We start from the raw sequence: 11,658 nt of genomic DNA, 5'->3' as shown, positions 1-11,658 counted from the left end.
CAAATGAACAAATGGTTAGCAGCTCTGCCTAGTTATTTCAAGCAATGTCTTGATCTTTCAGGGTGCGAAAGTTGAGTTAATATATAATAAAGGTTACTAATTCAAATCAATTAATCAACTTTAAAAAGAGCCCATTTGAGCAAAACTACTCTTCCCTGTATTCTTCGAGCATTTCAAGAAACTCGAATAAATTGTCAGCAATATCAATGTGTGTATATGGCAATTCAGCTTCTTCATCCGGCTCATCAAAAAAACATGCACAAACTGCAGGTTCTTTGAAATTAAAATCCAAATATAGAATGTTACCTGATCCATCTTCCCCAAACGGAATATGTAAGTCATCCCCCAAAACATTCTGCTTAATCATAAAAAGTACATTTTCAGAAATAGAACTTTCGGTTTCTTTTGCCAATAGTGGATATAAAAAGCTGATATTAAATACTTCTTCATCTTCGTCATAGATAGTATTTTCTTCTGGTGCTCCACCGTTTGAAAATTCATAAAATTCTATATAAGAATCTGGTAACTTTTTTTCTATAGTTTTTTCTAACTTATCAAAATCATCCTCTAATACTGGCCGTTTATTATATCTACTAATGAATTTTATTTTTCTCATAATTTCCTCCTAGTGACATAGTCCAGCTTTCTTTATCTTTTTCTATATTTTTGAATTTTTTTGCGCTCCATTAGGTATAGCCCATTAATTCTCTCAATCTCTTGGCCAAGAACTTTGTACTGCATTGATGCTGTCTAATGTTCTTGCTCTGAGCGAGAAGCTATGATTTATGACGCATTTCCCATTTCATTACGAACGACATCGATTTTTGCACGCACCGTATACATTATCCACTAGAACAACCTACTTTGATGTAATTTATCCGAAATACAATATTTTCCTTTTAAAGTGAAGTCAATATCCAAGCAACTAAATTCTATACAAGCCTATTTCTCCATCTTCATACCGCCATTGATAATTAGAAACTCACACCATTGAACTGAGGCACTAACAAAATAAATATACTTAACTACTGGATAAGTATACTTACCCATTCTTTAAGATTTTCAGTCCACTCTTTACTCTTAACTTTTTTAAAGTAAAGTATCTCGCCATTCCGACTTTCTTCACAGTAAAAAATGTCATTCAAATCAGTACTCCTTCTACCTAATTCACCATGAATCGGGAATATTAAAGTAATAGCTTCTTTGTTTATATCTCTCGTAAAAATTCGTTCTTTCATGCTTTCATTATTTATATAAATCCATTCCTCCCCTTCTTTAAAGAATTATTCTTCTACTATGGTAAAATTCAGGTAAATCTTATTAAGCACATCAGAAATTTCTTTAATCAACAAATCCCTTTGAATTCCATCACCAGAAACCCAATAATATATCTCAGTATTATTTTTATCTAACTCAAACCAGCGATCCCATATTGGATCATTGTAAGGCAATACTAATTTATCATTTTCTTTTATTACATTTTTGTATAATTCATTGTTTTTAAAAGAAGTATAAATTTTTTCAATAGCGATTTCAATTTTCTCTTTTTCTTGAACGATTATTCTATATTCATATGCCATTTCATTTACAATCTCCCCTACATTTCTATTTCATACCATTGGTAAATCTTTAGGATTTCGTGTACCTATATGAGTTTCATTAGCATTTGTACTAATTACTCCACAATCATTTAGCTGATTTTTACTTGGATCCTTTTTATGAACATGTGCATTATTTACAGATTTGTAAGGTGCGGAGTTTTTATTTCCATAGGCATGAATTCTAACCTCTGAACCATCAAAATGATTCCATATTTGATTTTTTCCATTGTTTTTAGTCACGTTAAATCCTTCTTCAGATAGAATTTTTTCAATCTGTCCATTTTTATAATCACTATCAATACCAGAAAAGATTAAACGGCCCCTCTAATAGCTAGGTTGTTCAAGAGCATTGCCAAAAACCAGCAATGACCTCTCCTGTTTCATTATGCCTATATAGATATAATGCACCGTACATAAACACATAATCCATATTACCAGTATAGCCTTCCTCCTCTATTTGCAGAAAAAAGGAATAGTTATCATTTTCCAACTCTTTATAATAATAACTTTTTGGTTGAATAAGACGTGGTTCTCCCAAAACTTTAATAAACAAAAAATTATTCCCTTGGTTTTCCGAATAATCGCTTATTGAGTTCATACCTAAATCTAAAATGCTTTTATCAGTATTGCTTCCAATTTCGGAGTATTTATGCTCTATAACTCTTACTTCAATTGAAGGATAAATATTATTTTCTAATAAAGTATCAAAATTCTTATGAATAATAATAGAAAGCATAATATCCTCCTTTCCTGGATGAACTAGAGTTGCATAAAACCTGTAATCATCAGGTATTTGTTCTTCAATCAATTTTGGAGGATTACCACCTATTCTACCTCTCACATGATCATCAAAAGGAATGCATTGAGCAAACAATTAATATCCACCCTTCCATTTTAATGTTAATTTATAATTTTATTGTTTTTTCAAGTATCAAATTCTAACGAAAGAAAATTATTCAAAACAACTTTTTAACGTTTGGTTGAACAAATCTTTATTAAAATCTAATTTCTTAGCGATGCTTTTTTCCTTTATGGACTCCGAACTATATATTAAAAGTTTCATTAAAGCATTTTTGAATATCACTTCATTTCTGTCTTCATCATCACTCCAACCAATTTCATCCATACAAATATGGAGATCCATACACTTTTTTTTTGGTTTATAACTAAGTTTATAGACCCCGCTTCTTTCGTAATATCTAGTCACATCTCCATTAATAAATAAAAAATAAGAAATCTCGGTTATATCATTTCCATAATTTTCATTTACGAATTTTTCCTTTATTAAATCTTTATATTTATAAACTGTTAATCGAATATTTGAAACTCCACCATTTGCCACGGTTATATATATATCCATCAAAAACTCTCCTCTACCACTATGAATGTGGACATGGGCTTTCTGCACTTTGGGCTTAATGCTTCACCTAGTTTACTGCCTGCGTGTTTTTCTTTATTAAGCTTCCCTGGTCTTTTCTCAGATAATTCTTTTTCAAAATCCAACATGTCAGAGCGACTTCCTCGACACAATTCTTTAACAGTGGTAAGTTCTTTCACTCTACCATAAATATTTAACTCACTGGACCCTACTGGCGTACCAAGGTAATCACTGATAATGCTAAAATTACCTTCACTCGTAATTTTAGCCGCTGGAATAAACGTATCTAGCTCAAAAACCCAAGTTACAAGACTCTTGGCAATATCATTTGGATGTTGATTTGCATTTTTAGTGGAAGCTTTACTACCTTCACAAGTATAACCACTATCTTCTACCCACTCATGCAGAATCTTATTTCCATCCCAAACAAAATGAGTAGTCTTACCATCACAACTCTTCTCAATACGCCTACCAAGTGGATCATACTTAAACGTTACCTCTCTCACTAATTTGCTCTGTGAAAAAAGTACAGCTTTCGAGATTATTCCATTTGCCATTATATTCATACACCCACGTATCACCATTCTTTTCGACCTTCTGAACGAGATTACCTTCATCATCATAAGAAAATGTTGCCTCACTCGTTTCAAGCAATCTGCTGCCGGCACCATAAACACGATCTGACTTTTCTTTCGTTTCATACAAATTCCCGACATCATCGACACTGCGGTGTAAGAAGTCAAATTGACCGCCTTGATTGGACCAAACGAGGTTACTGAATTCATCGTAACCATAGGTAACTTTTACACCAGTTAACTCGTTTACCATGCTTCGTAATCGATTGTTGACGTCCCAATTATAAGCACGTCTTCTTGAATCGCGGTTTTGGCTACTTATTCGATGATGTGTTGGTCTACCTGTTACGTCATACTGCCATTTGCTTATGACATCCCCTGGTAAGATTCTTTCAATCTCTTGTCCAAGTTCATTGTACTGCATGGATGCTGTCCAATTTTCTTGCTCTGAGCGAGAAGCCGTGATTTGTGACACATTTCCCATTTCATTACGAGCGACATCGATTTTTGCACCTAAGCTACTCGTAATCTGTGAACGGCTGCCTAATTCATCATAACTACTCGCAATCCAATGGTCATTCTGCCACTCCTTGATCACTTGTCCAGATGGGTCTCGCTCTAGCTTCACGGTAATATGCTCATTTTCAGTCTCAATTAACAAGCCATTTTTGTCATAACCAAACGTTTCCCAAGTGTCATCATAATAATCAGCTCGAATGACATTTTCTAGACTGTAATATTGATACGTTATCCACCGCTCACCTGACGAAATTCCGCTAAACCAATCCTACCTGACTTCGCTCATACGTTCTTGTCATCTCATCATTAATGCTATTCCCTTTCTTATCACATTCAAACATAAACGGTCTAATCCAAAAACTCTGGTCTTAGGCGACTACCCTCTTTTGCAAAGAGTAATCCTTTTAGTTTATTCTTTCTATACCCTTCAACAAAAGTCTCCGATACTACTATCATCGAGGGTCTTATGCTCATACGATAAATATGTTCTTGACCAAGTTTTTGATAATTAAAGTATATGCTTGTTATTCGACCAATTTTTTTAGGATCATTTGCAGTCATATCGTACTCCGAATTCTGTTCATCAAAACAATCAGAAACAGCCAATATATTCAGCGCAAAGAAATCTGTGTTCATCTCACCTTTTTCGTCTACAATAACAGCTGAAAAAAATTCACAGGAGTTGTTAGCAATTTCCTCTAAAAAATTCTTCATTTTTAAGCTTATTAAAGGCGCTCCAACTGATGGTAACACGTCGTACTTGTTAACATATTTATCAAGTTTATCAACTTTGTAATAAACACTTTCTAAGCTATAAGATGATACTCTTGATTCTAAATCATATGATGTCACCTGATTCTTTTCATCATCTTGGTAAAAATAAACATCCCTTTTATAAAACTCCACTAATCTATAATACTTCATTCGCACCACTATCCTTTACAATGTAATTTAATTTTTCCATTCCTCAAGTCTTTTCTAGTGTCTCTAATTAACTTTTCAACTTCATCTCTATATTGCTGTTGAGTCCAATTTTTAGCAGCTTTCCCTTCTAAAGCAATTCTGTTCAATTAAATTATCGAACCATTTTTGTCATAGCCATACGTTTCCCAGGTATCATCATAATAATCAGCTCGAATGACATTCCCTATACCATCATGCTGATATGCTGTCCAACGATCACCAGGTCGTTGAATTCTCTGAACCAACCCTGCCAGACTTCGCTCATACGTTCTTTCCATCTCATCAAAGCCAATTTCCTTGATGATATTCCCTTTCGTATCACGTTCAAACTGATACGCTTCGCCTTTTTCTATAACTTACCAATGGAGAACCCTGCATATTCAAAGTATTTTGATCAAACAGATGGTAGTGGCACGAAAATAGGGGCTATGCATTTATGGATAAAAATAGTTTTGATGAGAATAATGGCAAGGCTGAGCTGCTGTTTCAATTAGATATGGAGGATGATGCCCAAAAGACATATACCATGATAGCAGACTCTGGCACATTGCGATTTTTTATAGAGCGAGATAATCTAATCGCAAAGGAATTTTCTAAACTTTATTATTATCTTTACATTTTGTAATAGAAATCGTATAACTAAGGCAGTGGTGCCTTCGCGTGTAAAGATGCCTCAATCGTAAGAGTCAAATAGCGCCCACCTGGTTATATATCCATTGCCTCCTGCGTATTCCAACACTTCTCTTATTCTATCGCAATCCAAATACCAAAAATATACATTTCTATCACTTTCTCAAATAACGAATCAACCAAACTATTCGAATCTTCAACATAAGCATAAAGCAAGCGTATGATTTCCACCCGCTAGTTCCGTTGATTCGAGTTATACACTTACTCTCCGAATGATAGTGTGGTGTTCACGAAATACATGAATTAAACCAGTTCTATTTCTAACAAAAAAACCATGTAGAAAAGAAAGTTTATTCTTCTCTACATGGAGTTTTGGAATCAGATCCTACTGCATCCGCTAATTACAATTCCTGACACTCTAATCTTAATTCCCTATTTTTGTTTCGTATTACCTGTCACTGATGTCACTGTTTATTTTTTTTTGCCTTTCTAGAGGTATATAATAGATCTTCAACAACTTTTAGATTTTTTTTCAATTGTTTCGAGTAAATACGTACATCTCCATTTTCATACTCAAATCTAAATGTCCTTGTGGGTAAAATCTTTATTTTTTCTTCAAAGAAACCGTCTCTAATAATAGTATGAGCAGTCAGATTGTCATTATATGAATATCTGTCAACCATAAACGTTTCTTCATCCATATCATCGTCCCTTAAGTAGAATAATATTTTTTCTATCACAGATTCTTTATATACTATACAATATACTTGACTTAAAACCATTTCGTCATCATCGTTATTTAGAAATCTAAGACAAATTTTCTTTTCAATTTCATTTATAATGAAAGAACTTCCCCAGCCCTTATTTTCAGCGTTATAAGAAAAATACAGTTCATTGTTTTTCAACTTATTCACTATAATTCCTTCCTTAGATTTCGGTTCCTTTTTATAAATTTTTGGTTTTGGTAATTGATCTAATTCATATTGATATGGGTATATTTCTAGATAAGAATTGCTCCAAATAATCGTTTCATTTTCAACGTCTTCAACTTGATGAAGCAACACATTGTATGAGGAACGATATTCCTCGAATATTTTTACAATTATCTCGTAATCTTTTTCTATCATCTTGTACACTTCCCTAATTTTTTAGTTGTTATTGTTTCCCATGTCGAGAACCCAATGGTGCAGAATTTGATTTTAAACCTAGAATGTCCGTTAAATTGTTCGTATCAATCACATAAATTGATATCGCTCGTAATGAGATGGGGAATATTTGATTTTGCATCATAAAAAACTTTTCCCATTGAAGAAAAAACAAATACAAAAAGAGCAATCCCATTACTAACAAAAAAACATATGTAGAGAAAGAGCTTATACTTCTTCTTTACATATGTTTTAGAATTTAATATTAACTTTATCATCAGACGAATAATACAGAATCAGTGGTGATTTAATCCAGTTTTTTAATTCGCATAACATTTTAAATTAAATAACTATCTTAACTTTTAACCCTTTTGAAATATGCATCATATAAACCAGTTTCCACTACATTTTTCCCACTAGATCTTTACTTTTAATATCAGAAGTGGTCATGTATTTAATCAATTTCATCGTATGCATCTCCTAAATTAAAATGCTCATTTAGCCAATACCAATATTGCCCTTCGTTTTGTATAAGTCTATCTAACAACTCTGTAAAGGAAAATGCAATAATTTTACTATCACCTACAACCCCATGTCTATCATAAAAACTATCATAACATCTTCCTTTGCGATTTCCCCCTAAATCTATTGTTAAAAATTCACCATTTCCATCATCCGCAACAATATACCAGTATGAAGAGATATCACTTTCACATTTTTCACCTACAATCATAGGATTTGCCATAATAAATTCCTGAGGAGGCACTATATTTATTTTATAATCAGCATTTTGAAATAATTTTACACCTCCGCAAACTTCGTAAAAATCTTGTACATCTGCCGGTAACTCTAAATTTCCCTCTGTTTTTGGAACCCCATCAGGTGGAAATACTAGGCAATTTGGCATATCCTTTATTTTTTTAATAATATCTTTCACACTCACTTACATCCTCCTCTATAGTTATATTGATTAAATGCTCTATAATATGAATCTCTTGCAGATTGCGGAACTTTTGCAGCGTCAAACATTCTCTCACTCAATGATTGCATCTCCCTCGGAGATATTTTTGTCCAGTCAATTTTCCCTCCTACCCTTTTACCTGTTTTTTCAAAAAGCCACTCTCTATATACCGCTTTTGTAGCACCATGTTGTGGTTCCGTTAACGCAATTGCTGGAGTATTCACACCTCTACTTACATAGTTAGGTACATTATGCTTAGCCCAAACATCAAGTACTCCATGGTGATTTTCAAGAGGGGAGTTACTCGGTCTATATGGTACTACATCATATGGTTTTACAGATGAAGAGGTTTTAGATAACCCAAACAAATCTATCCAAGAATTAGGATCAGATACATAACCATAAAGTGTCGGATTATTGCCTGCAAGTCCAATCGGATCTACTTGAATATAATTCCCTTGTTCTGGGTCGTAGTATCTGAATCGGTTATAATACAACCCTATCTCTACATCTTCATACTGCCCTTGATAACGGAATGGAATAAAGTCTCTCTTACCAGTGAATTCATTTACTCTACCATAAACATCAAGCTCAGCTGACCAAACCCTATTACCTTGTTCATCATAGGCTTCTACAGGCGTTCCAAGATAGTCACTAATAATACTGTAATTACCTTCATTCGTGATTTTAGCAGAAGGTACGAACCCATCGTTAAATACCCATGTAACTAGATTGTTTGGTATTTCAGATTTATTCTGTGAAAAATACTCATCTAGATTTTCATATATATCTGAATTATTCTGCAAGAAATACTCATGTAGGATAGTATTCCCATCCCATACGAATGTCATAGTTTTCTCGTCAGAACACTTCTCTATCCGTCTACCTAATGAGCCATACTTGAAAGTAACTTCTGTTTTGTCTGGTTTGATGACCTTCGCCATCATGCCATTGCCATAGTATTCGTACTTCCACGAATCACCGTTCTTCTCAAGTTTCTGAATCAGATTCCCTTCATCATCATAAGAGAAGTTTGCGTCTCTAGTTTCAAGCAATCTGCTTCCGGCACCATAAACACGATCTGTCTTTTCTTTTGTTTCATACAAATTCCCGACATCATCGACACTGCGGTGTAAGAAGTCAAATTGATCGCCTTGATTGGACCAGACGAGGTTACTGAATTCATCGTAACCATAGGTAGCTTTTACACCTGTTAACTCGTTTACCATGCTTCGTAAGCGATGATTGACGTCCCAATTATACATACGTCTTCGTGTATCGCGGTTTTGACTACTTATTCGATGGTGTGTCGGTCTACCTGCTACATCATACTGCCACTTGCTAATGACATCCCCCGGTAAGATTCTTTCAATTTCTTGACCAAGCTCATTGTACTGCATCGCTGCTGTCCAATGCTTTTGCTCATAGCGAGAAGCCGTGATTTGCGACACTCTTCCCATCTCATTACGAGTTACATCAATTTTTGCACCTAAGCTACTTGTGATCTGTGAGCGATTGCCTAATTCATCATAGCTACTCGCAATCCAATCGTCGTTTTGCCACTCCTTGATGACTTGTCCAGACGGATCTCGCTCTAGCTTTACGCTCACATGCTCATTTTCAGTCTCAATTAACGAACCATTTTTGTCATAGCCAAACGTTTCCCATGTGTCATCATAATAATCAGCACGAATAACATTTCCTATACCATCATGCTGATACGCTGTCCAACGATCACCTGGACGTTGAATTCTCTGCACCAATCCTGCCAGACTTCGCTCATACGTTCTTTCTATCTCATCAAAGCCAATTTCCTTGATGATATTTCCTTTCGAATCGCGTTCAAACTGATACGTTTCGCCTTTTTCATTGATGACAGCGGTTAACTGCTCCTCTGTATCATAGGTGAATTTGACTTTCTTCCCACCTTGTTCTCGGGATATTAAACTACCAAGAATAGTGTAATCAAAGGCTACTTGCGTATGGTTATCCCTTGCAAAAACAACATCATCATAGGCATTGTACTGTAATTGAACGTCATTATCATCTGATAGATTTGCCCGTACAAGGCGATTCAAGCTATCGTAACGGAATTTCTCATTGGCCGGTATTCTTTAATTATTCTTCGCTCTTACTTATTTGTTCAAGTGCTAGATTTATACTTCAATCATTTCCTAAAATTCATTTTAAAAAAGAGTAGCAATAAAATCCGTTCAGGATTTATGCCACTCTTTTGATGTAAGTATAAATTTCTTTACAATAGTTACCAAGGTTTAATTTTGTACGAATCATATTGTGGTGTTTAAAACATGTAACAAATTCTTTTCTTTTATTCATAGAGATTGCTATTTTACACAACAGTGTAAGAATTTAAATTACGATTCAGAATGAAACGCTATAGCGTATTAGTATCTACTGAATTAAAAACTAATTAGATACGGTCTGTTTCTTTTATACTTTATCTCTATACAAAATTATCAGTTGTCTCTTATCCCAAAATCATTAAATTTGCTAAGGGTTTCAAGGTTAATATCATAGTGATTTTCTATTGGTGTATTAAAATATTTCATACTTTCCTTGTCAATCAACCATGACAATTTTCCATCTTCTATAAATGTGTTTGAAACTAATCTAATAGATTCTAGTGATTCTAGCTTATTTAAAAAATTTAATGATGGTATATTTCCACATGCTTCTATAGTTAAAACTTTCAAATTTGATAATGTGCCAAGAACCTCCCAATCATTAACCTTTTTACAATTTTGAATCCATAACTCTTTAATCGAAGAATTGTTTTTAATACCGTCAATTGACTCTAATTTTGATAAATATCGTAATTCCAACTGCTCTATTTCTTTTAAATCCTTTAATCCATCTAAATTTTGAATAGGTGACGACCAAATCTCTAATATCTGTAAATTTTTTAAATTTGTAAAATCATCAATATTCTTTTTTTTATAGTGATGAATTACTAAACGTTTTAAATTCACGCAGTCAAAAATGTTTTCAATCTTTTTGTTATACAAAATAAATAAATCTTGTAAATTTAAAAGCTTTGATAAATCCAGGAATTCTCCACAGTTCCCTTTTAAACTGAGATACTCTAAGTTAACTAGTTTTTCGATAGCTTTCAAATTTCCATAATCTTTTCTACCTAAATTTAAGTATTCCAATTGTGTTATTTCACTCAAAAAATTCACATTTGGTAAAAACTCCTCTTCCATTTCTAAAGATATTCCATTATTACCCTTTAATAAATTTTTTTCAATATCTATAGATATAGATTCTTGGATAAACACATTATAATGTTTAAAATTAGTTTTTACAGTGACTACATCATACATTGATTTTCCCCCTTAAGGTTTACATTTAGTACCTTTCTTAATGTTCTTTCCAGGGCTGTTAATTTTATTAGATAGTTCTATTTCATTAGGATTATATTTCTTTAATTCGTATTTTTCTATTAAATCATCTTCTAATTTAAATAAATCTTTATCTGTTAAGGCATTCGGATCATGGATAAAGCCAACTTTATCTAAAACAGCTGGATCTAGTTTTCCTTTGTTTAGATGTTGATACAACCTCTTATAAAGATTTTTTGCCTTACCAACATACATTTTATTACCTTCTGGGAAGAAATAAACGCCACCTTTTTTTGCAAAAGGGCCTAATAACTCCTTTAAGTACAATCTATCCCCATATTTAGTTGGCTTAAATCCAACTAAATCAAACTCTGTCAGAGGATCATAAACATATCCATACAACGTAGGATTCCCACCAGCAAGCCCCATCGGGTCTTGTTGTATATACGTAAGCGTCAAATAGCGCCCACGTGTTTTTCCGTGGGCGCTTTGTTGTATGCTTTAATTAGTTTTCTTTGGAACGT

General features: G+C 33.5%; 14 protein-coding genes and 1 pseudogene. 1 reads left to right on the top strand and 14 read right to left on the bottom strand.

Going from position 1 to position 11,658, the window contains the following annotated elements; all coding sequences use genetic code 11:
- Positions 1–145: 145 nt before the first annotated feature.
- The 9 genes from AMS59_RS23685 to AMS59_RS25725 form a co-directional block, all read right to left on the bottom strand.
- Positions 146–616, bottom strand: coding sequence for an SMI1/KNR4 family protein (locus AMS59_RS23685; RefSeq protein WP_053486164.1), 471 nt, complete (start codon positions 614–616; stop codon positions 146–148).
- A gap of 667 nt (positions 617–1,283) precedes the next feature.
- A complete protein-coding gene (locus AMS59_RS23675) occupies positions 1,284–1,580 on the bottom strand; it encodes a hypothetical protein (protein ID WP_053486162.1) in 297 nt (98 codons plus the stop codon).
- 30 nt (positions 1,581–1,610) lie between these two features.
- On the bottom strand, positions 1,611–1,841 hold the full coding sequence (locus AMS59_RS23670; RefSeq protein WP_053486161.1) for a hypothetical protein: 231 nt from the start codon (positions 1,839–1,841) through the stop codon (positions 1,611–1,613).
- Positions 1,842–1,941: 100 nt separating this feature from the next.
- Positions 1,942–2,475 carry a hypothetical protein gene (locus AMS59_RS23665; RefSeq protein WP_053486160.1) on the bottom strand — a complete coding sequence of 178 codons (534 nt, stop codon included), beginning with the start codon at positions 2,473–2,475 and terminating at the stop codon, positions 1,942–1,944.
- Between the two features lie 78 nt (positions 2,476–2,553).
- A complete protein-coding gene (locus AMS59_RS23660; protein ID WP_053486159.1) occupies positions 2,554–2,961 on the bottom strand; it encodes an Imm12 family immunity protein in 408 nt (135 codons plus the stop codon).
- Entirely contained in the window at positions 2,961–3,536 is a 576-nt protein-coding gene (locus tag AMS59_RS23655) for a hypothetical protein (protein WP_156304771.1), read from the bottom strand. Before AMS59_RS23655 ends, AMS59_RS23660 begins: the two co-directional genes overlap by 1 nt.
- Entirely contained in the window at positions 3,466–4,182 is a 717-nt protein-coding gene (locus tag AMS59_RS23650) for an RHS repeat domain-containing protein (RefSeq protein ID WP_053486157.1), read from the bottom strand. The genes AMS59_RS23655 and AMS59_RS23650 overlap by 71 nt, the downstream gene beginning before the upstream one ends.
- 239 nt (positions 4,183–4,421) lie before the next feature.
- Entirely contained in the window at positions 4,422–4,997 is a 576-nt protein-coding gene (locus AMS59_RS23645; protein ID WP_053486156.1) for an imm11 family protein, read from the bottom strand.
- Between the two features lie 146 nt (positions 4,998–5,143).
- Positions 5,144–5,314 carry a hypothetical protein gene (locus AMS59_RS25725; RefSeq protein ID WP_156304769.1) on the bottom strand — a complete coding sequence of 57 codons (171 nt, stop codon included), beginning with the start codon at positions 5,312–5,314 and terminating at the stop codon, positions 5,144–5,146.
- A gap of 155 nt (positions 5,315–5,469) precedes the next feature.
- Between AMS59_RS25725 and AMS59_RS23640 the strand changes: the two are divergent.
- Positions 5,470–5,661: pseudogene (locus AMS59_RS23640) on the top strand (DUF1963 domain-containing protein); the annotation flags it as partial.
- A 469-nt stretch (positions 5,662–6,130) separates the two neighbouring features.
- On the opposite strand, the gene AMS59_RS23635 reads toward AMS59_RS23640, so the two are convergent.
- The 5 genes from AMS59_RS23635 to AMS59_RS26070 all read right to left on the bottom strand — a co-directional run bounded on the left by AMS59_RS23635 (position 6,131) and on the right by AMS59_RS26070 (position 11,593).
- Positions 6,131–6,793, bottom strand: coding sequence for a hypothetical protein (locus AMS59_RS23635; RefSeq protein WP_053486154.1), 663 nt, complete (start codon positions 6,791–6,793; stop codon positions 6,131–6,133).
- Positions 6,794–7,265: 472 nt separating this feature from the next.
- Positions 7,266–7,754 carry an SMI1/KNR4 family protein gene (locus AMS59_RS23630; RefSeq protein ID WP_053486153.1) on the bottom strand — a complete coding sequence of 163 codons (489 nt, stop codon included), beginning with the start codon at positions 7,752–7,754 and terminating at the stop codon, positions 7,266–7,268.
- Positions 7,751–9,850 carry an RHS repeat-associated core domain-containing protein gene (locus tag AMS59_RS23625; protein WP_053486152.1) on the bottom strand — a complete coding sequence of 700 codons (2,100 nt, stop codon included), beginning with the start codon at positions 9,848–9,850 and terminating at the stop codon, positions 7,751–7,753. The genes AMS59_RS23630 and AMS59_RS23625 overlap by 4 nt, the downstream gene beginning before the upstream one ends.
- Before the next feature lie 399 nt (positions 9,851–10,249).
- The gene (locus tag AMS59_RS23620; RefSeq protein ID WP_053486151.1) at positions 10,250–11,116 is read right to left on the bottom strand and encodes a hypothetical protein; all 867 of its coding nucleotides are present in this window, start codon (positions 11,114–11,116) and stop codon (positions 10,250–10,252) included.
- A 12-nt stretch (positions 11,117–11,128) separates the two neighbouring features.
- Positions 11,129–11,593, bottom strand: coding sequence for a GIY-YIG nuclease family protein (locus AMS59_RS26070; protein ID WP_053486150.1), 465 nt, complete (start codon positions 11,591–11,593; stop codon positions 11,129–11,131).
- Positions 11,594–11,658: the final 65 nt, after the last annotated feature.

It is taken from the genome of Lysinibacillus sp. FJAT-14745 (genome assembly GCF_001275675.1).
Classification (GTDB): domain Bacteria; phylum Bacillota; class Bacilli; order Bacillales_A; family Planococcaceae; genus Lysinibacillus.
This window is presented reverse-complemented; position numbering and strand designations above follow the sequence as displayed.